Origin of the sequence: Streptomyces sp. NPDC085866, from assembly GCF_044541035.1 — a bacterium.
Taxonomy (GTDB): domain Bacteria; phylum Actinomycetota; class Actinomycetes; order Streptomycetales; family Streptomycetaceae; genus Streptomyces.
The window spans coordinates 125,658-147,938 of the sequence record NZ_JBITSQ010000001.1; the positions used below are offsets into that span (position 1 = coordinate 125,658).

23 protein-coding genes and 2 pseudogenes are annotated in these 22,281 nt (G+C 69.7%); 16 read left to right on the forward strand and 9 right to left on the reverse strand.

Annotation, left to right across the window (positions count from 1 at the left end):
- Window positions 1-28: 28 nt before the first annotated feature.
- Entirely contained in the window at window positions 29-361 is a 333-nt protein-coding gene (locus ACIF83_RS00530; RefSeq protein ID WP_393463933.1) for a hypothetical protein, read from the forward strand.
- 57 nt (window positions 362-418) lie between these two features.
- On the opposite strand, the gene ACIF83_RS00535 is transcribed toward ACIF83_RS00530, so the two are convergent.
- The 4 genes from ACIF83_RS00535 to ACIF83_RS00550 form a co-directional block, all read right to left on the reverse strand.
- Entirely contained in the window at window positions 419-1,219 is an 801-nt protein-coding gene (locus tag ACIF83_RS00535; RefSeq protein WP_399722504.1) for a hypothetical protein, read from the reverse strand.
- 21 nt (window positions 1,220-1,240) lie between these two features.
- A complete protein-coding gene (locus ACIF83_RS00540; RefSeq protein ID WP_393463938.1) occupies window positions 1,241-1,843 on the reverse strand; it encodes a hypothetical protein in 603 nt (200 codons plus the stop codon).
- Window positions 1,844-2,040: 197 nt separating this feature from the next.
- The gene (locus ACIF83_RS00545; protein WP_393463941.1) at window positions 2,041-2,634 is read right to left on the reverse strand and encodes a nicotinamidase; all 594 of its coding nucleotides are present in this window, start codon (window positions 2,632-2,634) and stop codon (window positions 2,041-2,043) included.
- Window positions 2,635-2,732: 98 nt separating this feature from the next.
- A complete protein-coding gene (locus tag ACIF83_RS00550; protein ID WP_398139013.1) occupies window positions 2,733-4,079 on the reverse strand; it encodes a nicotinate phosphoribosyltransferase in 1,347 nt (448 codons plus the stop codon).
- 140 nt (window positions 4,080-4,219) lie between these two features.
- Here ACIF83_RS00550 and clpS point away from each other — a divergent pair, with 140 nt between their 5' ends.
- The 9 genes from clpS (at window position 4,220) to ACIF83_RS00595 (ending at window position 11,960) form a co-directional block, all read left to right on the forward strand.
- The gene (gene clpS / locus ACIF83_RS00555) at window positions 4,220-4,537 is read left to right on the forward strand and encodes an ATP-dependent Clp protease adapter ClpS (protein WP_360962866.1); all 318 of its coding nucleotides are present in this window, start codon (window positions 4,220-4,222) and stop codon (window positions 4,535-4,537) included.
- A gap of 12 nt (window positions 4,538-4,549) precedes the next feature.
- Window positions 4,550-5,155, forward strand: coding sequence for a DUF2017 domain-containing protein (locus ACIF83_RS00560; protein ID WP_393463947.1), 606 nt, complete (start codon window positions 4,550-4,552; stop codon window positions 5,153-5,155).
- 353 nt (window positions 5,156-5,508) lie between these two features.
- Window positions 5,509-6,927, forward strand: coding sequence for an amino acid permease (locus ACIF83_RS00565; RefSeq protein WP_393463950.1), 1,419 nt, complete (start codon window positions 5,509-5,511; stop codon window positions 6,925-6,927).
- A 144-nt stretch (window positions 6,928-7,071) separates the two neighbouring features.
- Window positions 7,072-7,494, forward strand: coding sequence for a Mov34/MPN/PAD-1 family protein (locus ACIF83_RS00570; protein ID WP_399722510.1), 423 nt, complete (start codon window positions 7,072-7,074; stop codon window positions 7,492-7,494).
- A gap of 87 nt (window positions 7,495-7,581) precedes the next feature.
- Window positions 7,582-7,677 (forward strand): putative leader peptide, encoded by a 96-nt coding sequence (locus ACIF83_RS00575; RefSeq protein ID WP_393463956.1) that lies wholly within the window; start codon window positions 7,582-7,584, stop codon window positions 7,675-7,677.
- A 118-nt stretch (window positions 7,678-7,795) separates the two neighbouring features.
- Entirely contained in the window at window positions 7,796-8,074 is a 279-nt protein-coding gene (locus ACIF83_RS00580; protein WP_393463958.1) for a MoaD/ThiS family protein, read from the forward strand.
- Between the two features lie 7 nt (window positions 8,075-8,081).
- The gene (locus ACIF83_RS00585) at window positions 8,082-9,032 is read left to right on the forward strand and encodes a PLP-dependent cysteine synthase family protein (RefSeq protein ID WP_145882526.1); all 951 of its coding nucleotides are present in this window, start codon (window positions 8,082-8,084) and stop codon (window positions 9,030-9,032) included.
- A gap of 260 nt (window positions 9,033-9,292) precedes the next feature.
- Window positions 9,293-11,365, forward strand: a complete 2,073-nt coding sequence (locus ACIF83_RS00590; RefSeq protein ID WP_399722515.1) for a putative Ig domain-containing protein — start codon at window positions 9,293-9,295, stop codon at window positions 11,363-11,365.
- Window positions 11,366-11,495: 130 nt separating this feature from the next.
- Window positions 11,496-11,960: a hypothetical protein gene (locus tag ACIF83_RS00595; RefSeq protein WP_393463964.1), complete on the forward strand. Its 465-nt coding sequence runs from the start codon at window positions 11,496-11,498 to the stop codon at window positions 11,958-11,960.
- A 90-nt stretch (window positions 11,961-12,050) separates the two neighbouring features.
- On the opposite strand, the gene ACIF83_RS00600 is transcribed toward ACIF83_RS00595, so the two are convergent.
- Window positions 12,051-13,283: an alpha/beta hydrolase family protein gene (locus tag ACIF83_RS00600; protein WP_399722518.1), complete on the reverse strand. Its 1,233-nt coding sequence runs from the start codon at window positions 13,281-13,283 to the stop codon at window positions 12,051-12,053.
- Window positions 13,284-13,385: 102 nt separating this feature from the next.
- Between ACIF83_RS00600 and ACIF83_RS00605 the strand changes: the two genes are divergently transcribed.
- Together ACIF83_RS00605 and ACIF83_RS00610 are read left to right on the forward strand one after the other, a co-directional pair.
- Window positions 13,386-14,345, forward strand: coding sequence for an ArsR/SmtB family transcription factor (locus ACIF83_RS00605; protein ID WP_399722521.1), 960 nt, complete (start codon window positions 13,386-13,388; stop codon window positions 14,343-14,345).
- Between the two features lie 92 nt (window positions 14,346-14,437).
- Window positions 14,438-15,379: pseudogene (locus ACIF83_RS00610) on the forward strand (transposase).
- Between the two features lie 32 nt (window positions 15,380-15,411).
- Here ACIF83_RS00610 and ACIF83_RS00615 read toward each other — a convergent pair.
- On the reverse strand, window positions 15,412-15,870 hold the full coding sequence (locus tag ACIF83_RS00615) for a type II toxin-antitoxin system PemK/MazF family toxin (RefSeq protein ID WP_393463973.1): 459 nt from the start codon (window positions 15,868-15,870) through the stop codon (window positions 15,412-15,414).
- Between the two features lie 241 nt (window positions 15,871-16,111).
- Between ACIF83_RS00615 and ACIF83_RS00620 the strand changes: the two genes are divergently transcribed.
- Complete coding sequence (locus ACIF83_RS00620) at window positions 16,112-16,864, forward strand: MBL fold metallo-hydrolase (RefSeq protein ID WP_398139007.1); 753 nt, start codon at window positions 16,112-16,114, stop codon at window positions 16,862-16,864.
- A 73-nt stretch (window positions 16,865-16,937) separates the two neighbouring features.
- Here ACIF83_RS00620 and ACIF83_RS00625 read toward each other — a convergent pair whose 3' ends face one another.
- A complete protein-coding gene (locus ACIF83_RS00625; protein ID WP_393463979.1) occupies window positions 16,938-18,203 on the reverse strand; it encodes a PTS transporter subunit EIIC in 1,266 nt (421 codons plus the stop codon).
- Window positions 18,204-18,434: 231 nt separating this feature from the next.
- Window positions 18,435-19,724: a PTS transporter subunit EIIC gene (locus ACIF83_RS00630; protein WP_393463982.1), complete on the reverse strand. Its 1,290-nt coding sequence runs from the start codon at window positions 19,722-19,724 to the stop codon at window positions 18,435-18,437.
- A 186-nt stretch (window positions 19,725-19,910) separates the two neighbouring features.
- Between ACIF83_RS00630 and ACIF83_RS00635 the strand changes: the two genes are divergently transcribed.
- From ACIF83_RS00635 to ACIF83_RS00645, 3 genes are all read left to right on the forward strand, one after another.
- Window positions 19,911-20,144: a glucose PTS transporter subunit EIIB gene (locus tag ACIF83_RS00635; RefSeq protein ID WP_030782705.1), complete on the forward strand. Its 234-nt coding sequence runs from the start codon at window positions 19,911-19,913 to the stop codon at window positions 20,142-20,144.
- An 86-nt stretch (window positions 20,145-20,230) separates the two neighbouring features.
- Window positions 20,231-20,968 (forward strand): ribonuclease PH, encoded by a 738-nt coding sequence (gene rph / locus ACIF83_RS00640; RefSeq protein ID WP_399722528.1) that lies wholly within the window; start codon window positions 20,231-20,233, stop codon window positions 20,966-20,968.
- Window positions 20,969-21,093: 125 nt separating this feature from the next.
- Window positions 21,094-21,495 carry a hypothetical protein gene (locus tag ACIF83_RS00645; RefSeq protein ID WP_145882518.1) on the forward strand — a complete coding sequence of 134 codons (402 nt, stop codon included), beginning with the start codon at window positions 21,094-21,096 and terminating at the stop codon, window positions 21,493-21,495.
- 143 nt (window positions 21,496-21,638) lie between these two features.
- Here ACIF83_RS00645 and ACIF83_RS00650 read toward each other — a convergent pair.
- A pseudogene (locus ACIF83_RS00650) lies at window positions 21,639-22,256 on the reverse strand (DUF1707 domain-containing protein); the annotation flags it as partial.
- Window positions 22,257-22,281 lie beyond the last annotated feature (25 nt).

Here is a 22,281-nt window from a genome sequence, read left to right on the forward strand (position 1 = left end):
ACACCGACCGAAACGGGGATGTGACCGCATGGCCGCAGGAGGCTTCTGCAAGCTGCCGAACGGCATGGTGGTGGTGGCGCTGAATCTGCCCAGCCCCGGGCCTGCCGGCGGCTCGGCCGGGGTGCGCGTACTGGTCCACGCCCAGAACCGTGCCCGGGCTCTGACCCGCCTGCGCAACCTGGGTCTGCGCGCGATCTACCTGCGGGGCAACGCGGCGCCGCCGACCCCGGACGAGATCACGGCGGTGCTGCACCATCCCGATGGCCTGATATGGCGGACCGCACCCGACAACGGTGTCACGGTGACTGAGCTCTGGCATCCGATCCGGGCCCTGCTGCGGCAGCCGGTGACCCAGGCGTGACCGAGCGGCCCGCGCCCCAGGGGTGCGGGCCGCTCGGTGCGGGCCGGGTGACCGCCGTTACTTCGCGGTCTTGCGCGAGGTGCGGTGCTGCTTGGCGGCGGCCACCTCGGCGGCCTTCTTCAGGCCGTCCACGGTCGTGTGGAGCCGCTCGGGCCGGGACGCCCCGGAGCTCGCGCGCAGCTTCTTCTGCGCCTCGGTGTCCGTGAGGGCGACGATGTTGGCCGAGGCCGGCGTGACGCTGCCCTTGGCGAGGGCGAAGATGCCCTGGTTGCCGCCCACGGGGATCCAGAACTGCGGCACGCTGGTGATGCCCGGGTGGTCGCCCGCGGCCAGCTGTGTCAGGTACAGCGCGTACTGCTTGCCGACGGTCAGCGGCGAGGTGCCCTCCATGGACACCGCGTCGGTGTCGATGTTCCCGACGACGATCTCGTCGCCGTCGTTGACCCCGAAACCGCGCTTCATCATGCCCGCGACCCGGACCTTCAGGAACACCATGGGCATGCAGTTCTCGCCGCCCGGCCCGTCACCGGCGATGCCGGACGGGGTGGACGTCGGGTCGGGCGAGCTGACGGCCGAGGGGTCGGGGCTCGGGTCGGTGCTGTCCGGGGCCGTCGGGTCGATGGCGGGCTCGGTCGAGGTCTCGCCGCCCTCGTCGCACTCCCGGGTCTGGACGCTCAGGATCGGTCCCGTGATGGCGATGTCGGCCGCCGTGGTGACGTCCTCGGCACTGGCGTACTGGGCGTAGTCCGCCTCGACGTGCATCCTGCCGTCGCCCTGGGTGGACGAGCCGGGGCCCGAGCAGGCCGTCAGGCAGGCCAGGGCCACACCCGCGGCCACGGGGAAACGCATGCTCTTCATCACTGTTCTCCTCCGCACCGCTCAGTACTTGGCCTTGACGCCCTGGACGTCGTCGTACCAGGGCCCGTCACCGCCACAGCCGAACTTGCCCTCGCCCTGACGCATGACAGCCGGTCCGGGGTTCGCGCAGGTGTAGTACTCGTGGTCGAGGCCGTAGGCGTGGCCCAGCTCGTGCTCGGCGACGATCTTCTTCTCGCGTGCGCTCAGGCCGCCCATGGTGCGGGTGTTGAAGGCCATGTAGACCTCGTCGTAGCTCCAGTAGCCGAACGTGCAGCCCTGCCACGAGGTCTGCGCCCAGGAGCTCCAGCTGTACGACTTGTCGCGGACCTCGATCTCGGGGTCGCCGTTGGTCTTCTCGTACCGGAAGAAGCCGGTCGCGCTGGTGGCGTCCCAGCGGCCCTGGGCGCCGTTGAAGGCGTTGTAGTAGGTGCTGGTGATGTCGTAGTAGCGGTAGGAGATGGGGTCGTTGCCGCTGACCCCGTAGAACTTCCCGCACAGATGGTGGTAGGCCTGGGCCGGGGTGGCGGTGCTGAAGTGGATCGCGACGAACGAGGCGCACAACAGGAACACCTGGAGCACCCGGCCGAGGGCCTGCGGTCTGCGCCTGCGCAGCGGTTCCGACATTGACGTGACTCCCTGAAACGAAGGATTCCGTTACCCGGGAGCGGTGCCGTCGTGCGGGCACACCGAAAAGAGCCGCCACGCGGCTGACCATCCCTTTACCGCCCCCTGGCGTGGACATTACATAGGTGAGCCACGGGGCGTAAGGGGAAAGATCAAATTCGGTTGGATCTTGAGGGCGGAGGCGGCCGGCGGCCTGCTCAGGAGGAGACGACCGGCTTGCCCGACAGCTCCACGCCGGCCTGGCGCAGCTCCTCCAGCGCCCGTTCCGTCGTCTCGGACGCGACCCCGGCGGTGAGGTCGAGGAGCACCTGGGTGCGGAAGCCCTCGCGCACCGCGTCCAGGGCCGTGGCGCGTACGCAGTGGTCCGTCGCTATGCCGACCACGTCGACCTCGTCGATGTGGCGGTCCCGGAGCCACTCGGCGAGGCGGACTCCGTTCTCGTCGGTGCCCTCGAAGCCGCTGTAGGCCGCCGAGTACGCGCCCTTCTCGAAGACCGCGTCCACCGCCCCGGAGGCGACCGCCGGGGCGAAGTTCGGGTGGAAGCCCACCCCCTCCGTGCCCGCGACACAGTGCGCGGGCCAGGAGCGGACGAAGTCGGGGTTGTCCGCGAAGTGGCCGCCGGGCGCGATGTGGTGGTCCCGGGTGGCGACCACGTGGCGGTAGCCGGTACCCGCAGCCTGGCCGATCAGCTCGGTGATCGCGGCGGCCACGTCGGCGCCCCCGGAGACGGCGAGGCTGCCCCCTTCGCAGAAGTCGTTCTGCACATCTACGACGATCAACGCGCGACGCATGATGGGTGTCCTTCGACCGAGGGTTAAGTAACTGAGCCTAGAGACTTTGCAGCCAGTTCGGGAGGGGGCGTTGACAGGGGGCGGACGGCGGTCTCGCTCTAGCTACCCGAGCGCCCCTGGACGTACTCCGTCGGAATGACGGGTTCCCCACGGGAGAGCTGCGTAGCGGACAGCGGCAGGTTGGCCCGCGCCGCGACGTGCCGCGCGCGTGGCACGTCGAGCGGCTCGCGGGCGACGACCTCGCCGCCCTTGACCAGCTGCACCAGCAGCTGCCGATCGGCCAGCTCGGCCGGCACCGGTCCGGTGCCGATCACCTCGGCCTCGGCCACCCCCTCGTCGTCCAGACGCCGCGCCGCCCACTTGCGTCCGCCGACGGAGGTCTTGCCCCCGGTGGACTTCTTCGCGACCGGCACCAGCGGCGCCGCCGGGTCGACGGACTCGGCGCGGGCGACCAGCTTGTAGACCATCGAGCAGGTCGGATGCCCGGAGCCGGTCACCAGCTGGGTGCCGACGCCGTACGCGTCCACCGGCGCCGCGGCCAGGGAGGCGATGGCGTACTCGTCCAGGTCGGAGGTCACGACGATCTTCGTGGCGGTCGCCCCCAGCTCGTCCAGCTGATGACGGACCCGGTGGGCCACCAGGAGCAGGTCGCCGGAGTCGATGCGCACCGCGCCCAGCCCGGGCCCGGCCACCTCCACCGCCGTACGGACCGCCTCGGCGACGTCGTAGGTGTCGACCAGCAGGGTGGTGCCCCGGCCGAGGGCGGCCACCTGGGCCTGGAAGGCGTCCCGCTCCTGGTCGTGCAGGAGGGTGAAGGCGTGCGCGGAGGTGCCGACGGTCGGGATGCCGTACCGGAAGCCGGCCGCGAGGTCGGAGGTGGTGGCGAAGCCGCCGACGTACGCCGCCCGGGCCGCGGCCACCGCCGCCAGCTCGTGGGTGCGGCGCGCGCCCATCTCGATCAGCGGGCGGTCGCCCGCGGCGGAGGCCATCCGGGAGGCCGCGGCCGCGATCGCCGAGTCGTGGTTGAGGATGGAGAGGATCACGGTCTCCAGCAGCACGCACTCGGCGAAAGTGCCCTCGACCCGGACGATCGGCGAGCCGGGGAAGTACACCTCGCCCTCGGGGTAGCCCCAGATGTCACCGCTGAAGCGGTAGCCGGCGAGCCACTCCAGGGTCTCCTCGTCCACGATGTTCCGCTCCCGCAGGAAGCCGAGGACACCCTCGTCGAAGCGGAAGTTCTCGACCGCGTCCAGGACACGCCCGGTGCCCGCCACCACGCCGTAGCGGCGCCCGTCCGGCAGCCGCCGGGTGAAGACCTCGAACACGCTGCGCCGTTCGGCCGTACCGCCCCGCAGCGCGGCCTGCAGCATCGTCAGCTCGTACTGGTCCGTGAAGAGCGCCGTCGAGGGAACGTCCACCGGCAGCCCAAGGTCCGCCACGTTCACCAAAACCTCCGTCAGCTCGTGTGTCGCCGGGTGCCCCAGGCCAGGCCGGGGGTCCGGGGGTTGTCCCCCGGTGTATGCGGCATGGCAATGGATCGTACCCCCATTTCGTCAGTGTGACGATTTGTAAGGCGCGTGGCAGCATGGGGTGTGTGACGTCACCCGCGCCCGTAGAGATCGAACGCACCGAGTCGGCGGAGGAGGTCTTCGCCGTACCCGAGCCCGACGTCCCCTGGGTCACGATCGTCCACAACGACCCGGTCAACCTCATGAGCTATGTGACGTACGTCTTCCAGACGTACTTCGGCTATCCGAAGGACAAGGCCACCAAGCTCATGCTCGACGTCCACCACAAGGGCCGGGCGGTCGTCTCCAGCGGCAGTCGCGAGGAGATGGAGCGCGACGTGCAGGCGATGCACGGCTACGGACTGTGGGCCACCCTCCAGCAGGACCGGAAGTAGCGAATCCTCTTCATGTCCGGACACTTCGAACACATCCCCGGCGGCGGCGCGGCTGTCGCACTCGACGACGTCGAGATCTCCATCATCCGGTCGCTGGCCGTCCAGCTCCTGGAGCTCATCGGGCCGGGACCCGCCGCGGACGCCCCCGCCGACCCCCTGGCCGAGCTGTTCGCCGAGGGTCCCAGCGAGCCGCCCAGCGACCCCGTCCTGCGCAGGCTCTTCCCGGACGCCTACAGCGACCCGGAGCGGGCGCCCGACTCCCCGGCCGAGGCCGAGGAGTCCCTGGCGCACTCGGCCGAGTTCCGCCGCTACACCGAGAACGACCTCAGGGCCGGCAAGCGGGAGAACGCCCTCGCGGTGATCCGCAGCCTGGATGCGCTGTCCCCGGTGGGCGAGGGCGGGGCCGTCCTCAAGCTGTCCCCGGAGGAGTCGAGGTACTGGCTCGGCGCCCTCAACGACCTTCGCCTGGCGATCGGCGCCCGGCTGGAGATCACCGACGAGGACGACACCGATCTGCTCTACCGGCTCCCGGACGAGGACCCGCGCAAGCCGATGGTGATGGCGTATCTGTGGCTCGGCGGCCTCCAGGAGACGCTCGTCACCACTCTTATGCCGTAACTTGTCCTGATTTCTAGTGCACTTGGTGTTCGCTCAGAGGACGCTCAAATCCGGATAACGATCATGTCACCGTTGCGGCCTGGTTTGCCGCTTTAGGGCGTTCTTTGTCCGCTTCTCCCTGTGCGGTGCGTCACATCGTGCTTCTGTGATCAATATTGCGGCCGTGATAAATCTTCACGACCGCCCGGCCGACACCACCCATGTCCGGCCGGGTGCGCCACCGAGCCGGCGACCGTCGGCCAGGCACGAGCGGGCTCGCGAAACCCGCTCAGCTCCATCAATCCGGGGGGATCGAAACCCGATCCGAGGCCGACGAAAGGCCCGGGTCGGCATGGAGAAAGGCGCACCACGACATGACCTCTGAGAGGGTCACCGAAGCCCCTGAGGAGGGCTACGAGCGCGGGCTCGGCAGCCGCCAGGTCCAGATGATCGCGATCGGCGGCGCCATCGGCGTCGGTCTGTTCCTCAAGGCCGGGGCCAACATCGAGAAGGCGGGCCCCAGCCTCATCCTGATGTACGCCCTCGCAGGCGTGATCATCTTCTTCATCATGCGAGCCCTGGGCGAGCTGCTGCTCTACCGCCCGGTCTCCGGCTCCTTCGCGGACTACTCCCGCGAGTTCCTCGGCCCGTTCTTCGGCTATTTCACGGCCTGGACGTACTGGCTGATGTGGGTGGTCACCGGCATGGCCGAGCTGACGGCCGCCGCGATCTACATCAACTACTGGTTCCCGTCCGTCCCGCAGTGGGTGACGGCGCTCGTCTTCCTGGTGGTCCTCTTCGGGGTGAACCTGATCTCCGTGAAGCTCTTCGGCGAGCTGGAGTTCTGGTTCTCGATGGTCAAGGTCACCGCCCTGATCGGCATGATCGTGATCGGTCTCGGTGTGCTCACCTTCGGCTTCAGCGCCGCCGGTGACACCGCGTCGGTCTCCAACCTGTGGCAGTTCGACGGCTTCTTCCCCAAGGGCATCGGCTCCTCGCTGATGACCCTGCAGGGCGTGATGTTCGCCTACCTCGCCGTCGAGCTGGTCGGCGTCACCGCGGGCGAGTCCGAGAACCCGGAGAAGACCCTCCCGAAGGCCATCAACACGCTGCCCTGGCGCATCGGCCTGTTCTACGTCGGTGCCCTCACCGTCATCCTGTGCGTGGTCAAGTGGACCGAGTTCACCGAGGGCGTCAGCCCCTTCGTGAAGGCCTTCGCCATGATCGGCATCCCGGCCGGCGCCGGCATCGTCAACTTCGTGGTGCTCACCGCGGCCCTGTCGTCCTGCAACTCGGGCATGTACTCCACCGGCCGCATGCTGCGCACCCTGGCCGACAACGGCGAGGCCCCGCGGGCCTTCTCGAAGCTGTCGGCGTCCAAGACCCCGGCGCTCGGCATCACCGTCTCGGTGCTGTTCATGGGCATCGGCGTGGTCCTGAACTACGTCGTCCCGGAGAAGGCGTTCGGCTACGTCACCTCCGTCGCCACCGCGGCCGGCATCTGGACCTGGCTGATGATCCTGGTCAGCCACGTCCTGTACCGCCGCGCGGTCGACGCGGGCCGGCTGCCCGCCTCCTCCTTCCCGGCGCCGGGCGGTGCGGTGTGCTCGTACATCGCCATCGCGTTCCTGCTCTTCGTCACCGGCCTGATCGCCTACGACGCCGACTCCCGCGTCTGCCTGTACGTGATGGCGGTCTGGGCGGTCGCGCTCGGCATCGGCTGGCTGTTCCTGAAGAACCGCACGCCGGAGGTCGCCGACCGGCGCGAGCCGGAGCTGGAGCAGGTGGGCTGACCACCGGGGAGACCATCCCCAGGACGTCCGGCCGCCGGGAGTACTCGTGGCGCCCCCGGAGGCCGCCGCTCAGGACGTCCATCATGCGGGCCGTCCCGTACCACGCCTCGGTACGGGACGGCCCCTCTGCTTATCCTGACCCCCATGCTGACCATCACCCAGGCCCTGTACGACCAGATCGTCGCCCACGCGCGCGAGGACCACCCCGACGAGGCGTGCGGCGTGGTCGCCGGCCCGGTGGGCACCGGCCGCCCCGAGCGCTTCATCCCGATGCTGAACGCGGCCCGCTCGCCCACCTTCTACGAGTTCGACTCGCAGGACCTGCTCAAGCTCTACCGCGAGATGGACGACCGCGACGAGGAGCCGGTGATCATCTACCACTCCCACACGGCCACCGAGGCCTACCCCTCCCGGACCGACATCGGCTACGCCAACGAGCCCGGCGCCCACTACGTCCTGGTCTCCACCGCCGACGCCGACGGCCTCGGCGAGTTCCAGTTCCGCTCCTTCCGGATCCTCGACGGCGAGGTCTCAGAGGAAGAGGTCGAGGTCGTGGCGGCGTACTGAGCCGCCCTGACCACAGTTCGGTCAGAATTCATCCAGCATGCGAGATCACATTCCGGGACCCGGACCGGGAATCGATACGATGAGCCCATGGTTCTGAACGACGTGAGCGAGAAGACGCCGGGCATCATGCTCGTCGCGCGGCTGCACGTCGACCTGTGCAGGCTGAGCAGCGCCATCTGTTGACGTTCCCCGCCGCCGTACGGCCGTGCCGGGGCGCTCACCCGGTGCCGAAAGCCTGGGGGACCCGGGCGCGCCCACACCGATTCGACGAACCAACCCTTTCCGACAGGAGCCCGCAACCATGGCCATCGAGGTCCGCATCCCGACCATCCTCCGCCAGTTCACCGACGGCCAGAAGGCGGTGGAGGGCAGCGGTGAGACCCTCGCCGACCTGTTCGCCGACCTCGAGACCCGGCACGCGGGCATCCAGGCCCGCATCGTGGACAACGGCCAGCTGCGCCGCTTCGTCAACGTGTACCTGAACGACGAGGACGTCCGCTTCGTCGACGGCATCGACACCAAGCTGTCCGACGGCGACACCGTGACGATCCTGCCGGCCGTGGCCGGCGGCATGGCCTGAGACCGGCATGCGCTACGACTCCCCGCTGGCCGCGGTGGGCAACACCCCCCTGGTGCGCCTGCCGCGGTTGTCGCCGTCCCCGGACGTCCGTATCTGGGCCAAGCTGGAGGACCGCAACCCGACCGGCTCGGTCAAGGACCGCCCGGCCCTGCACATGATCGAGCAGGCGGAGAAGGACGGCCGGCTCACCCCGGGCTGCACGATCCTGGAGCCGACCTCCGGCAACACGGGCATCTCCCTGGCCATGGCGGCGAAGCTCAAGGGCTACCGCATGGTGTGCGTGATGCCCGAGAACACCTCGCAGGAGCGCCGGGACCTGCTCGGCATGTGGGGTGCCGAGATCATCTCCTCGCCGGCCGCGGGGGGCTCCAACACCGCCGTGCGCGTGGCCAAGGAGCTGGCCGCCGAGCACCCCGACTGGGTGATGCTCTACCAGTACGGCAACCCGGACAACGCGGGCGCCCACTACGCGACGACAGGCCCGGAGATCCTCGCCGACCTCCCCTCCATCACCCACTTCGTCGCGGGCCTCGGCACCACCGGCACCCTCATGGGCGTCGGCCGCTACCTGCGCGAGCACAAGCCGGACGTGAAGATCGTCGCCGCCGAACCACGCTACGACGATCTGGTCTACGGCCTGCGCAACCTCGACGAGGGCTTCGTGCCGGAGCTGTACGACGCCTCCGTGCTCACGACCCGCTTCTCGGTCGGCTCCGCCGACGCGGTCACCCGCACCCGTGAACTCCTGCAGCAGGAGGGCATCTTCGCGGGCGTCTCCACCGGCGCCGCCCTGCACGCGGCGATCGGCGTCGGCAGGAAGGCGGTGCAGGCCGGCGAGAGCGCCGACATCGTCTTCATCGTGGCCGACGGGGGCTGGAAGTACCTCTCCACCGGCGTCTACACGGCGGCCACCACCGAGGAGGCCATCGAGACGCTCCAGGGCCAGCTCTGGGCATAGCCCGCCTCAAGCGCACGCCAGCCCCCTCCTATGAGGGGGCCAATCCCATCCTATGGAGGGGCAAAGAATTCCCTCCGGTACTGCCGGTGACTCTCGGGCCAGGGCTACGTTCCTCCCGCACCCTGTCATGTCACGCTCATTCGGCATGCGGGGCGTCTGAAGTGTCATGCTCATGACTGCGCGGTACTGCCGCCGCTACGCGCGTCACGGGCCTGCCCGACCAGTGCGAGAAACCCCACTTCCCCATGGAGGCAGTACCCATGCGTGAGTCACGCCCGAGCGGGCGGAGACGGAGTCTGCGAAGACTCGTCTCCGTCGCCCTCCCCACCCTCGCCCTGACCGTCGCCGGACTGGCCGCGGCACCGGTGGCCGGGGCCCAGGCCGCCGCCGCTCCCGCGCCCCACATCTCCCGGGCCGCGCAGAACGCCAAGGCTCTGACCGCCCCGGAGCACCAGATCTTCCACTCGACCGGCAAGGCCGGGCAGAAGGTCCCGACGACCCGTCTGTGCGCCACCGCCAAGCCGGGCCACGCGTCCTGCTTCGCCCAGCGCCGCACCGACATCAAGCAGCGGCTCGCCTCGGCGCTCGCCGCCGCCGCGCCCTCCGGCCTCTCCCCGGCCAACCTGCACAGCGCCTACAACCTGCCCTCGACGGGCGGTTCCGGCCTGACCGTTGCCATCGTCGACGCCTACAACGACCCCAACGCCGAGGCGGACCTGGCAACTTACCGCTCCACCTACGGCCTGTCCGCGTGCACCAAGGCCAACGGCTGCTTCAAGCAGGTCAGCCAGACCGGCTCCACCACCTCGCTGCCGACCAACGACACCGGCTGGGCCGGTGAAGAGGCGCTCGACCTCGACATGGTCAGCGCGGTCTGCCCGAACTGCAACATCGACCTGGTCGAGGCGAACTCGGCGAACGACACCGACCTCGGCATCGCCGAGAACGAGGCGGTCTCGCTCGGCGCCAAGGTCGTGTCCAACAGCTGGGGCGGCTCCGAGTCCTCCTCCCAGACCAGCGAGGACACCCAGTACTTCAAGCACCCGGGCGTCGCCATCACCGTCTCCTCCGGTGACTCCGCCTACGGCGCCGAGTACCCGGCGACCTCCCAGTACGTGACCGCCGTCGGCGGCACCGCGCTCACCACCGCCTCCAACTCCCGTGGCTGGAGCGAGTCGGTGTGGCACACCAGCTCCACCGAGGGCACCGGCTCCGGCTGCTCGGCGTACGACCCGAAGCCGAGCTGGCAGACCGACAGCGGCTGCTCCAAGCGCATGGAGGCCGACGTCTCCGCGGTCGCCGACCCGGCCACCGGTGTGGCGGTCTACGACACCTACGGCGGCTCCGGCTGGGCGGTCTACGGCGGCACCAGCGCCTCCGCCCCGATCGTCGCCGGCGTCTACGCCCTCGCGGGCACGCCGGGCTCCAGCGACTACCCGGCGAAGTACCCGTACTCCCACACGAGCAACCTGTACGACGTGACCAGCGGCAGCAACGGCTCCTGCTCCACCTCGTACTTCTGCACCGCGGGCACCGGCTACGACGGCCCGACCGGCTGGGGCACCCCGAACGGCACCACCGCCTTCACCGCCGGCACCAGCACCGGCAACACGGTGACCGTCACCAACCCGGGCAGCCAGTCGACCACCACCGGCGGCTCGGCCAGCCTGCAGATCCACGCCACCGACAGCGCGGGCGCGACCCTGACCTACAGCGCCTCCGGCCTGCCGGCCGGCCTGTCCATCAACAGCTCCTCCGGCCTGATCTCCGGTACGGCGTCCACCGCGGGCACCTACCAGGTCACGGTCACCGCGACCGACTCCACCGGCGCCTCCGGCTCGACCTCCTTCACCTGGACGGTCGGCTCCTCCGGCGGCACCTGCACCTCGGCCCAGCTGCTCGGCAACCCGGGCTTCGAGTCGGGCAACACCACCTGGACCGCGAGCAGCGGCGTCATCACCAACGACTCCGGTGAGGCCGCCCACGGCGGTTCCTACAAGGCCTGGCTCGACGGCTACGGCTCCTCGCACACCGACACGCTGTCCCAGTCGGTGACCGTCCCGTCCGGCTGCAAGGCCAGCTTCACCTTCTACCTGCACGTCGACACCGCCGAGACCACCAGCAGCACCGCGTACGACAAGCTGACGGTGACCGCCGGTTCGACGACCCTGGCGACGTACTCGAACCTCAACGCCGCCTCCGGGTACGCGCAGAAGACCTTCGACCTGTCCTCGTTCGCGGGTCAGACGGTCACCCTGAAGTTCAGCGGGGTGGAGGACTCCTCCCTCCAGACCAGCTTCGTCGTGGACGACACCGCCCTGACGACCAGCTGAGCCGTACGGCAATCGGATCCCGTACCCGGAAGAAAGCATTCCGGGTGCGGGATCCGTCCGTCCCGGTGGTACGTCTCATCTGCACCAGGAGACCGGCAGGCCGGCCGGCCACGGCAGAAAGGCGGACCCCATGCGCCGTACGACGACCGTCGCCCTCGCGGCGGCAGCGCTGCTGCTCGCGGGCTGCGGCTCCCAGAGCGGCGGGGACAACGGCAGCGGCAGCGGAGACAACGGCAAGGTGTCGCCCTCGGCGTCCGCCCCGTCGTCCGGCAGCGGCTGTGTCACCCACGTGGAGCTGACCGCCGCCGACAACGGCCGTACCGTCTGCCTGGCCAAGGGCGGCGAGCTGCGGCTCACCCTCGACGGGACCAGGAGCCGCCCCTGGAAGCCGGTCGCGGCGAGCGGTACCGCCCTGAAGGCGATCAACGCGGGCTTCGTCCTCCAGCCGGGCGACGCGAGCGCCGCCTACCAGGCGGTGGCGGCCGGAAAGACCGAGCTGACGTCGTCCCGTCCCCTGTGCCCCGAGCCCACGGCCCCCGGCCAGGTCTCCTGCAAGGGCATCGAGGAATGGAGGGTCACCGTGACGGTGAGCTAGTGCCGCATCAGGCAACGTTTGCTTCCCTGGATGCACTGGCGGGATGTGTGTCCGGGTGGCGTGTGCCTGGGCGAGGCCGTTTCTTACAGATCAGAGGGTGGCCAGGTGCCGTGCGAAGAATCCGCGAACCGCGTGGCGGACCTTCGGCACCGAGACGGTCGGGGCGACGGTGCCGATCAGCCTGTTCCGCCCTGCTGCCGTCATCAACCCGGCCGTCTGGAGCTGAGGGAGCATCGCGGCGTAGTCAGTGAAGATCCAGTGGTTGGCGTCGGCGATGCGCATGGTACGGACCCACGGACCCGAGAGAGCGGCCATGGCCGACCAGGAACGGTCCAGTTCCTGCCGGCGGTTGAACCCCTCGGTGCCCAGCAGGAGCAGCGGCCGGTCCACCCCTTCGGCCGCGACCGGGAACGGCTCGGCGGCGCCACCTGGCAGGGTGGGCGGATAGTCCAGGTAGCCCTCCAGATTGATCCCGGCGCGGACCCGCTGGTTCTCGTACATCACCTCGGTGACGGTGCTCCCTCCCGCCGAGTGCCCGTACACACCGAGACGGCGGAGGTCGAGTGTGTCGGCGAGTCCGCGCGGCAGCGGCAGGTCGGCCGCATGCTCGAGTTGGCCGAGAACGAAGTGCAGGTCGGCAATCCGGGTGTCGATCAGTGCGCGGAAGAGGGGCGGCTGGTCCCGCGGGTCGCCGCGCAGGATCGTTGTCCGCACCGGATCGTTCCGGAACGGCGTGGTGCCCGGGAATTCGACCGCGGCGGCGTCCCCGGGGTGGTCGACCGAGACGACGACGGCGCCGTGGCTTGCCAGGTCCTCGGCCAGGGAAGTCCCCAGGCCCCGCGGGTCGCCACCGCCAGGGCTGTACACCAGCACCGGCCACCGGCCCGGCAGCGCCGCGGCACCCGTGACAGAGTGGGAAAGGGTGGCACCCCAGTCCACGCCTGTGCCGGGGAGCTGTAGCGGGGTGAACGGAGCGATCTCTCCGAACCGGCTCGCGGCCTGCGACGGCAGCTGCGGGGCTGGAGCGAGGCCGGTGATGTTCCGGGCCGGGTAGAAGAGCGTCAGCATCAGCTCCCGCACGGGAATCCCGGGCTCCCACGGGTCGGGTCGGGAGTGGTCGACGAGGTGCACCGACTGGCACCCCACGGGGTGGCGGCCGGTAGGCGCGGGCAGAGTGAGTACGGCACCGCTCGATGCCGGGGCCGCAGCGGCGGCCCGGGAGTTGGCGTAGGCGCGGTTGCCTGCGCCGAGCAACAGCGCGGCGGAGCCCAGCAATGCGGACCTGGTGACGGCTCGTCGGCTGAGCGGGAAGTCGTTGGTCATACGGCTCATGCTGTCCCGCCGGCCCGGCACGGGCGATCGTTTAGGTTTGGGGCTCAAGGATGGCGCCCTGGATGCTGCCAGTGCCGACACGTAGGGGGTGCCGTGCTTCGGATCCACTTCACGCCGGACGACTTCGCCCGGATCAATCTCGCGCCTCGGCCGGCGCCGCTCCAGGAGCTCAACACGGCGCTGATGATGATGTGCCGTCAGGATGGCGACCTGCTCCACGGCTCCTGGCGACGCAGGGTTCTGCGTGCCCTGCCGAAGGCGGTCGACCCGCTCGCGGACCTGGTCCCGGCCGGGCGGGCGCCGAGCTTCCTGGACGTGTTCGCGGATTCCCTCCCAGAGGCACTGGAACAAGTCCGCTCGGTCCCGGCCGAGGTGGTTGGCGCCGAACTGGAGCGCATCTACGTGCCCGCGAGGATGCCCGCACCGGCATGGATCCACGACCTGCGCCGGGGTGACGCTGAGGCCTGGCGACTGATCCACCGCGCGCAGCACGCGGCGTTCGAGGCACTGCTCGCCCCGGTCTGGGCTCAGGTGCAGGACCTTCACCACGCCGAGTTCGTGCACCGGGCCGTGCAGATCGCCGAAGGCGGAATCGGCTCGGTGCTGGCCGGGCTGCTGCCCGGCGCCCGGCTGCACGACGGGGTCTGGGAACTCCCGGGAAGGCCGCGGGAGGTCCACCTCGGCGGGCGTGGGCTGCTTCTCCTGCCGAGCTTCCATTGGTCCGGCGGGCCGCTGCTGTCCGATCTCCCGGGCCGCGCGGTCGCGGTCACCTATCCGGCCGGTTCCGGCTTCCCGCCGCAGCCCGACGGCTCCGTCGGCCCTGAAGCGCTGGCAAAGGTGATCGGGAGCACCCGCGCGGAGCTTCTGGACCTGCTGGGCGAAGAGCGCACCACGACCGAGCTCGCCCGACGGCTCTGCGTCAGCGCCGCGACGGTCTCCGCCCACACAGCGGCCCTTCGCGGTGCCGGGCTGATCTCCACGAACCGCTCCGGCAAGTCGGTCCTGCACCGGCGCACCGCCCTCGGCAGCCTGCTGCTGTCCCAGGGGAAATAGTGCCGGATCAGGGGAGGCCGGCCTTTGTTCTACCGTGATGTGACGTGCCGTTCGGTGGTGTTCCGGCGGTGCTCGTCCGCCAGGCCGTGCTGGTGGCAGAACGAGTGCGGGTACGCGAGATCGATGACGACGAAGGTAAGCGGCTGTTGCGGATCATCCGCAGGGGCACCGGGTCGGTGGTGACCTGGCGGCGGGCCCAGGTGGTGCTGCTGTCCGCCCAGGGCATGCCCGTGGTGAGGATCGACCTTCACTTTGCCCGAGCGCCGGGAGATCAAGAAGATCGCCAAGTCCAGGCCGGCTGGGCGCGGCCTGCCGTTCTCGACCTGGAGCCTGGCCAAGCCGGTCAAGGCATAAAGACCTGGAAGACTTCCCGCGACCCCGACTATGCGGCCAAGAAGGCCCGCGTCGAGCACCTGTATGCGATCAACGACGGCGAAGTGATACCCGAGGAGGGCGAGCCCGATGTGGTGTTCTGTCTGGACGAGTTCGGGCCGCTCAACCTCCAGCCTCACCCCGGGCGGCAGGGGGCCGAGCGCGGCGGGAAGCACAAGGGCCCCGACCGGTAACCCAGGCCCCGCAGGCGGGCGACCTACACCCGGCCGCACGGGGTCAGACACCTGATCGCCGCCTACGACCTCGGCGAGGACAAGCTCTACGGGCACATCAAGCCGAAGAAGAACCGGACGAGATTCCTGGAGTTCTGCCGTTACCTGCGCAGCCTCTACCCGCCGAAGATCCGGATCGCGATCGTGCTCGACAACTTCTCCCCTCACTTGACCACGAAGAGGGACAGCCGGGTCGGCGACTGGGCTGCGGCCAACAACGTAGAACTCGCCTGCACCCCGACCAACAGCTCATGGCTGAACCGCATCGAGGCCCAGTTCACCGCCCTGCGCTACTTCACCCTCGACGGCACCGACCACGCCAGCCACAAGGAGCAGGGCAGCATGATCCGCCGCTTGATCATCTGGCGAAACCGCCACGCTGACGATCAACGGCTACGAGCCGTGGTCGACAGGGCGAACGTTGCCTGATGCGGCACTGGTGCCCCGGCACCGGCGCCCGGCTAGCCGGCGAGGTGTCGGACCTGGTCCCACAGGACCGGGTCGACCACGCCCACCCGGCGGCGGAAGTCCCACACCGGGACTTCCCGCAGCTCGTCCGTCTGCAGGAAGCTGGGCCGGCCGTGGGCGTCGCCGACCGAGCCGGGCGGCAGCGGGATCACCCCGGCGCGCTCGTCGTGGTACTTGCTGGTGATCTTCGCGACCGTGGCCCGGTTGCCGCGCACGGACAGCACCAGACACGGCCGGTCCTTCACCTCTGCGTGGTCCTCGTAGGGCACGTTCGCCCACCAGATGTCCCCCGGATGCGGACGTGTCGTCACCCGGGCCCGGCCGCCGGGACGCCCTGGCGGCCGCAGCCGGCGCCCGCCGGGCCGGCGGCCCCGGCCCCAGCCGTCGACGAGCGTGGCGACCAACGCGAGCAGTACCACCGCCGCGAGCGCCAGCCACCATGACGTGTCCATACGGACGACGTTACCGGCGTGCGCACGGCGGCGCGCGCCCTCTTGTGAGCTACCTGCGCCCCCGGTCCAGCCGAACCGGTGACACCACAGGTGAGTTCGCCCACAACGGCCCCTGGCGGAGGAGCGACCGGCCCTTTTGCGCCTTACGCTCAACAAACCGCACGACCCCCGTCTGCCCCCCTTCCCGACCCCTCTCCCCGCATCCCGCCCATCGGTTTCCGCCAACGGAGGTTTCTGCTTCATGAAGCTCACCGTCGTCGGCTGCTCGGGGTCGTTCCCGTCCGCGGAATCGGCCTGCTCGAGCTACCTCGTCGAGGCCGACGGCTTCCGGCTGCTCCTCGACATGGGCAACGGCGCCCTGGGCGAGTTGCAGCGCCACTGCGGTCTCTACGACCTCGACGCCATCTTCCTGAGCCATCTGCACGCCGATCACTGCATCGACATGTGCGCGTACTTCGTCGCGCGTTACTACCGTCACGACGGCGGCCGCTGCGACCCGATCCCGGTCTACGGCCCCGAGGGCACCGAACACCGTCTGACCACGGCGTACGCCGACACCCCCTCCGCCTCCTCCATGAGCGAGGTCTTCGACTTCCACACGGTCAAGCCGTCCACGTTCGAGATCGGCCCGTTCACCGTGCACACCGAGCGGGTCCGTCACCCCGTGGAGGCGTACGCCATCCGCATCGAGCACGGCGGAAAGTCCCTGACGTACTCCGGCGACACGGGCGTCAGCGCGGCGCTGGACGAGCTGGCCCGGGACACCGACCTGTTCCTGTGCGAGGCAGCGTTCACGCACGGCAAGGAGAACATCCCCGACCTGCACCTCAACGGCCGTGAGGCGGGTGAGACGGCGGCCCGCGCGGGCGCCCGCCGCCTGGTCCTCACCCACATCCCGCCGTGGACGGACCCGCAGGTCAACCTCGCGGACGCGCGCGAGGTCTTCGCGGGGCCGGTGGAGCTGGCCACGCCGCGGGCCACGTACGAGATCTGACCCCGCCCCCGGGCACGAGAAGGCCCCCGGAGCCGTACTGGCTCCGGGGGCCTTCGGGGTGTGCGGGGCCGGCCTACTTGGCCTCGGCCTTCTGCAGTTCGGCGAGTTCCTCGTCGGACTCGCGGCCAGGCGTGGGCAGGTTGAACTTGATGATCGCGAAGCGGAAGACCGCGTAGTAGACCACCGCGAAGCACAGGCCGACCACGACCAGCCCCAGCGGGTTGCTCGCGATGCCGAAGTTCAGACCGAAGTCGACCGCGCCGGCCGAGAAGCCGAAGCCGTCCCGCATGCCCAGCGACCAGGTCAGCGCCATGGAGACGCCGGTGAGGACCGCGTGGATGGCGTACAGGACCGGCGCGATGAACATGAAGGTGAACTCGATCGGCTCGGTGACGCCGGTGACGAAGCTGGTCAGCGCGAGCGAGAACATCATGCCGCCGACCACCTTGCGGCGCTCCGGGCGGGCGCAGTGCACGATGGCGAGGCAGGCGGCCGGGAGGCCGAACATCATGATCGGGAAGAAGCCGGTCATGAACTGGCCCGCGTGCGGGTCACCGGCCAGGAAGCGCGCGATGTCGCCGCTCTTGCCGTGGTACTCGCCCGCCTGGAACCAGGGGAAGGAGTTCAGCAGGTGGTGCATGCCGATCGGGATCAGCGCGCGGTTGGCGACACCGAAGATGCCCGCGCCGACGGCGCCCGAGCCCACCAGCCACTCGCCGAAGCTGTGCAGACCGGTGCCGAGGACCGGCCAGATGTAGCCGAAGACGATGCCGATGAGCAGGCCCGCGAAGGCGGACAGGATCGGGACGAGGCGGCGGCCGCCGAAGAAGCCCGCCCAGTCGGGCAGCTTGGTGCGGTAGAAGCGCTGGTACAGCAGGGCCACGACGATGCCCATCACCACGCCGCCGAGGACCTTGGCATCGACCGGGGCGTTCACCATCTGGACCTTGCCATCGACGACCGTCGCGATCTTCGGCAGGTTCTTGTCGGTGAACGTGGCGAGCACGTTCTTGAAGACCAGGTAGCCGACCACCGCGGAGAGCGCCGTCGAGCCGTCCGACTTCTTCGCGAAGCCGATCGCGATGCCCACGGCGAACAGCAGCGCCATGTTGTCGAGGATCGCGTTGCCGCCGGCCGCCATGAAGGAGGCGATCTTCGTGAGGAACGCCGGGTAGGTCGGGTCGCCCAGCATGTCCGTGTTGCCCAGACGCACCAGGAGGGCGGCGGCGGGCAGCACCGCCACCGGCAGCATCAGGGAGCGGCCGATGCGCTGCAGCACAGCCATCGCCCCGGCACCCTTCTTCTTCTCCGCCGCGGGAGCGGCGCTGGCCGTGGTCACAAGTTCCTCCAGGAGGGCAAGGCGCCGCCCGGGAACCATGGAAGGGGACGGCAGCGTCTCTGGTCTACACCACTTAGTGGTGTAGACCTGTTGTACACGATGAAGACGGTATAAGGAACCCGTGAATCCGCTGTCGTGGGGTTACACGCTGTGCTGGTCACAGGGCCCGTCGGCGGGCACGCCGAAAGGCCCCCGGACCGGCTGTTCCGGGGGCCCGACTCGGGCGGGGCGTCAGACCTTCGTGACGTCCTCGACCTGGTCCTCGGGTTCGCGGCCGGGTGTTCTGAGATCGAACTTCGTGATGGCGAACCGGAAGATGGCGTAGTAGACGGCCGCGAAGCACAGGCCGATCGGGATGATCAGCCACGGTTTGGTGGCCAGGTTCCAGTTGATGACGTAGTCGATGAGACCGGCCGAGAAGCTGAAGCCGTCGTGCACCCCGAGCCCCCAGGTCACCGCCATCGACACCCCGGTGAGCACCGCGTGGACCACGTACAGCAGGGGTGCGATGAACATGAACGAGTACTCGATCGGCTCGGTGATGCCGGTCACGAACGAGGTCAGCGCCACCGAGAGCATCAGACCGCCCACCTCCTTGCGGCGGTGCGGCCGCGCGCAGTGGGTCATCGCCAGCGCGGCCGCCGGCAGCGCGAACATCATGATCGGGAAGAAGCCCGAGGTGAACTGGCCCGCGTTCGGGTCGCCCGCCAGGAACATGTTGATGTCGCCGTGCACGACCCTGCCGTCGGGCGTCGTGTAGCTGCCGAACTGGAACCAGATGGGCACGTTCAGGAACTGGTGCAGGCCGATGACGAGCAGCCCCCGGTTCGCGACGCCGAAGATGCCCGCGCCCCACGACCCCGCGTCGCGCAGCCAGTGACTGAAGCTCTCCAGGGCGTCGCCGATCGGCGGCCAGACCCACAGGCACACCGCCGCGAAGACGATGGCGACGAACGACATGATGATCGGGACCAGGCGGCGGCCGTTGAAGAAGCCCAGCCAGTCCACCAGCTTGGTGCGGTGGAAGCGGGCCCAGAAGAACGCGGCCAGCAGACCCATGACGATGCCGCCGAAGACACCCGGGTTCTGGAACGTGAAGGTGGTCACCGTCCCTGCCTGGACCTGGCAGCCGACGTCCGGGATCGTCTTCGAGCCGGCCGGGCACTGTTCCGGGAACTGGTGCAGCACGCCGTAGTAGACGAGGAAGCCCGCCACCGCCGCGAGGGCCGTCGAGCCGTCCGACTTGCGGGCCATGCCGATCGCGACGCCCACGCAGAACAGCAGCGGAAGGCCGATCGAGCCGTCGAGCAGCGCGCCGCCCGCCCCCTTCATCACCTTCGAGACGTCCGTCCAGCCCAGGCCGTCGGCCCCGAACACGTCCGGCTGCCCCAGTCGGTTCAGGATGCCTGCCGCCGGCAGCACCGCGATCGGCAGCTGGAGACTGCGGCCCATCTTCTGCAGGCCCTGGAAGAGGGTGTTCCAGCGGACGCGCGCGGGGCTGACCGTGCTGTCGGCGCTCATGGACCTCCTCCCGGGCCGCTCGACTCGGACGCGGTTTGGCGACCGTACCGGCTGTGGTGTAGACCAGTTGGCGGACGGTTCCGCTGTCGTGATCGCCATCATTCGGCACGCACGGCATGACCGCTCGCAAAGATGGGCCAACTGTGGGTTACTGCGACAAAGCGGTTCGGATCAGGGAGAAGTGACATGGCCAGCAAGGCTGAGAAGATCGTCGCCGGCCTCGGCGGAATCGACAACATCGAGGAGATCGAGGGCTGCATCACCCGGCTGCGCACCGAGGTCTCGGACCCCTCGCTGGTCGACGAGGCCGCCCTGAAGGCCGCCGGCGCCCACGGCGTCGTCAAGATGGGCACCGCCATCCAGGTCGTCATCGGCACCGACGCCGACCCGATCGCCGCGGAGATCGAAGACATGATGTGAGACCCCGTTCGAGCCGGGGTCACCTGTAAGGGGCTCTTCCCACCGTGGGGGGAGCCCCTTCCGTCACTCCGGATAGGCTCGTGGCCATGTCTCGAATCGACGGCCGCACCCCCGAACAGCTCCGCCCGGTCACCATCCAACGCGGCTGGAGCAAGCACGCCGAGGGCTCCGTCCTCGTCTCCTTCGGCGACACCAAGGTCTTCTGCACCGCCTCGGTCACCGAAGGCGTCCCGCGCTGGCGCAAGGGCAGCGGCGAGGGCTGGGTCACCGCGGAGTACGCCATGCTGCCCCGCGCCACCAACACCCGCGGCGACCGAGAGTCCGTCAAGGGCAAGATCGGCGGCCGCACCCACGAGATCTCCCGGCTCATCGGCCGTTCCCTGCGCGCCGTCATCGACTACAAGGCGCTCGGCGAGAACACCATCGTCCTCGACTGCGACGTCCTCCAGGCCGACGGCGGCACGCGCACGGCGGCCATCACCGGCGCATACGTCGCCCTCGCCGACGCGATCTCCTGGGCCCAGGGCAAGAAGCTCATCAAGGCCGGCCGCCAGCCGCTGACCGGCACGGTGTCGGCGGTCTCGGTCGGCATCGTCGGCGGTGTGCCCCTCCTCGACCTCTGCTACGAGGAGGACGTGCGCGCCGAGACCGACATGAACGTCGTCTGCACCGGCGACGGCCGCTTCGTCGAGGTCCAGGGCACCGCCGAGGCCGAGCCCTTCGCCCGCGAGGAACTGAACGCCCTGCTCGACCTCGCCGTCACCGGCTGCACCGAGCTGACCGTCATTCAGAAGGCCGCGCTGGCCGCCACGCTGGAAAAGTAAAGGACGCACCAACACTCGGGGGTGCGGGAGGGCAACCCCCGCCCGCTCCCCGACGTCCGTATGGGTACGGGCGTACGGCCACCACCGTGCGCCCGGTCAGCCACACCAGGGGAGGGAACACCACCATGGCCGCCAGCCGACGCCGAGGCCGTCTCACCGCCGTCGCCGCCGTCATAGCGACCGCCGCGCTCACCGCCGGCCTCACCACCGGCTGCGACGCCGTGAACAAGGCTCTGGACTGCGTGCAGACCGCCGACTCCATCGCCGACAGCGTCACCGACCTCCAGCAGGCCGTGGAGAACGCCTCGAACGACCCGACGCAGCTCGACCAGTCCCTCGCCTCGATCGACAAGAACCTCGACAAGATCGGCGACAAGACCGACAACGCCGACGTCAACAAGGCGGTCGACAACCTGAACAAGGCCGTGGACAACGTCCGTACGGCCATCAAGAACGGCGACAACACGCCGGACGTCAGCCCCGTGACGGACGCGGCGGGCGAACTGACGAAGGTCTGCACCTCGTAGCCTTTTCAGCCGACCGAGTCGGGATGGGGGTCCCCCCGCGCGAGCGCAGCCGAGCGTGGGGGAGGGTGGGCACAGGCCGGGGTCTGGGGCGGAGCCCCAGGGACCTCGGCCCCCACCCACGGGGCGTATTACTTGCCGAGCCTGCGCCGCTGCTTGCGCTCCACGCCGACCCCGCCCCAGAAGGCGAAGCCGCCGATGACCACCCGCGGCGCGCCCGGCTCGGCCCGCTCGTCGCCCCTGGGGTGCTCGAAGCCCCCCATGACGCCGATCCCGCGGACGACGACCTCGACGCCCGGCGGCACGGTCACCTGCATTCCGCCCATGATCGCCACGCAGTTGATGTGGACCTCGCGGTCCGCGAAGTCCGCCTCCCGCAGATCGATCTCGCCGCCACCCCAGAAGGCGAAGGCGGTGAACTTCTTCGGCACCGTCCAGCGGCCCTTGCGCTGGAAGCCGGACAAGACGGCGACCGCCCCCGTGGACGACCCCTCACCCCCGACGATCCGGCCCGTCCAACTCCCGCTCTCCACCGGCTCCTTGGTGAAGGAGACCGGAGCGGGCGCCACGACCCCGCCGGTCGGCAGGTCACGGGTGATCGGCGTCAGCTCGGCGTACGTACGCGCCTTGTACGTCGCCTCCAGCCGCTCCTCGAACTCCTCCATGTCCAGCCGCCCCTCGGCGAGGGCGTCCCGCAGGACCTCGGCGACCCGCTCACGGTCGGCGTCGGAGGCACGGAGTTCCGGCACTGCGTCGTCGGTCATGGCAGAAGCCTACGAGAAGATGCCC

What these genes read in the sequence shown, in the direction of transcription:
- ACIF83_RS00530 (WP_393463933.1), top strand. Translation starts at nt 29, where the DNA reads ATGGCCGCAGGAGGCTTCTGCAAGCTGCCGAACGGCATGGTGGTGGTG.
- ACIF83_RS00535 (WP_399722504.1), bottom strand. Translation starts at nt 1,219, where the DNA reads ATGAAGAGCATGCGTTTCCCCGTGGCCGCGGGTGTGGCCCTGGCCTGC.
- ACIF83_RS00540 (WP_393463938.1), bottom strand. Translation starts at nt 1,843, where the DNA reads ATGTCGGAACCGCTGCGCAGGCGCAGACCGCAGGCCCTCGGCCGGGTG.
- ACIF83_RS00545 (WP_393463941.1), bottom strand. Translation starts at nt 2,634, where the DNA reads ATGCGTCGCGCGTTGATCGTCGTAGATGTGCAGAACGACTTCTGCGAA.
- clpS (WP_360962866.1), top strand. Translation starts at nt 4,220, where the DNA reads ATGGGGTGTGTGACGTCACCCGCGCCCGTAGAGATCGAACGCACCGAG.
- ACIF83_RS00560 (WP_393463947.1), top strand. Translation starts at nt 4,550, where the DNA reads ATGTCCGGACACTTCGAACACATCCCCGGCGGCGGCGCGGCTGTCGCA.
- ACIF83_RS00565 (WP_393463950.1), top strand. Translation starts at nt 5,509, where the DNA reads ATGACCTCTGAGAGGGTCACCGAAGCCCCTGAGGAGGGCTACGAGCGC.
- ACIF83_RS00570 (WP_399722510.1), top strand. Translation starts at nt 7,072, where the DNA reads ATGCTGACCATCACCCAGGCCCTGTACGACCAGATCGTCGCCCACGCG.
- ACIF83_RS00575 (WP_393463956.1), top strand. Translation starts at nt 7,582, where the DNA reads ATGGTTCTGAACGACGTGAGCGAGAAGACGCCGGGCATCATGCTCGTC.
- ACIF83_RS00580 (WP_393463958.1), top strand. Translation starts at nt 7,796, where the DNA reads ATGGCCATCGAGGTCCGCATCCCGACCATCCTCCGCCAGTTCACCGAC.
- ACIF83_RS00585 (WP_145882526.1), top strand. Translation starts at nt 8,082, where the DNA reads ATGCGCTACGACTCCCCGCTGGCCGCGGTGGGCAACACCCCCCTGGTG.
- ACIF83_RS00590 (WP_399722515.1), top strand. Translation starts at nt 9,293, where the DNA reads ATGCGTGAGTCACGCCCGAGCGGGCGGAGACGGAGTCTGCGAAGACTC.
- ACIF83_RS00595 (WP_393463964.1), top strand. Translation starts at nt 11,496, where the DNA reads ATGCGCCGTACGACGACCGTCGCCCTCGCGGCGGCAGCGCTGCTGCTC.
- ACIF83_RS00600 (WP_399722518.1), bottom strand. Translation starts at nt 13,283, where the DNA reads ATGACCAACGACTTCCCGCTCAGCCGACGAGCCGTCACCAGGTCCGCA.
- ACIF83_RS00615 (WP_393463973.1), bottom strand. Translation starts at nt 15,870, where the DNA reads ATGGACACGTCATGGTGGCTGGCGCTCGCGGCGGTGGTACTGCTCGCG.
- ACIF83_RS00620 (WP_398139007.1), top strand. Translation starts at nt 16,112, where the DNA reads ATGAAGCTCACCGTCGTCGGCTGCTCGGGGTCGTTCCCGTCCGCGGAA.
- ACIF83_RS00630 (WP_393463982.1), bottom strand. Translation starts at nt 19,724, where the DNA reads ATGAGCGCCGACAGCACGGTCAGCCCCGCGCGCGTCCGCTGGAACACC.
- ACIF83_RS00635 (WP_030782705.1), top strand. Translation starts at nt 19,911, where the DNA reads ATGGCCAGCAAGGCTGAGAAGATCGTCGCCGGCCTCGGCGGAATCGAC.
- rph (WP_399722528.1), top strand. Translation starts at nt 20,231, where the DNA reads ATGTCTCGAATCGACGGCCGCACCCCCGAACAGCTCCGCCCGGTCACC.
- ACIF83_RS00645 (WP_145882518.1), top strand. Translation starts at nt 21,094, where the DNA reads ATGGCCGCCAGCCGACGCCGAGGCCGTCTCACCGCCGTCGCCGCCGTC.